This window comes from Pseudomonas meliae (genome assembly GCF_001400515.1).
In the GTDB taxonomy this organism is placed as follows: Bacteria; Pseudomonadota; Gammaproteobacteria; order Pseudomonadales; family Pseudomonadaceae; genus Aquipseudomonas; species Aquipseudomonas amygdali.
In genome coordinates this window covers 1-482 of sequence record NZ_LJQT01000435.1, presented here as the reverse complement: position 1 = coordinate 482, position 482 = coordinate 1, and the positions used below count along the sequence as shown (strand labels likewise).

At 48.1% G+C, this 482-nt stretch carries 1 protein-coding gene; it reads left to right on the top strand.

The annotated features are described in order from the left end of the window. Positions 1-438: hypothetical protein (locus ALO64_RS20160; RefSeq protein WP_217996284.1), on the top strand; the 438-nt coding region annotated here is incomplete at its 5' end. Positions 439-482: the final 44 nt, after the last annotated feature.

The following is a 482-nucleotide window of genomic DNA, read 5'->3' as shown; positions in this document are numbered from 1 at the left end:
GATCGGAGAATCCCTAAAGGTCTAGCTTGGTCGTGCAAAATCTATCTTCATAACAAGCTGCTTGGGCCTGTATCCAATAATGGTGATGGCGGGATGACCTCTGTTGAAATAGGTGCCTCTATCCAAGCAGATCTGGTTGCTCAGCTGAAATTGAGTGGCTACAAGCTTTGTTTGACTATCCAAGGGATATCGATTGAAGAGCCAACTGATGCGCCCAACTGGTTTGATTTGGCAATCACACAGATGGTGGACGAAGTTGCTCAACTGCGGAGGTTGAAACGCCTTGGCAAAACCCATCTGATCGTGCTGCAACATTCGACCTCGCCAGAGTTCTCGTTCTATAAAGCGGTTCCAACAGACACCTCAGTTAATAGGATTCGCCGGCAACTGGGTGCAGATCTGGCCTTCATCATGAACGCCGAAATCACTGCTTTGTAGGCGATCTGCGGCCCTATTTTTATCACTAGGGATTCTCCGATCAA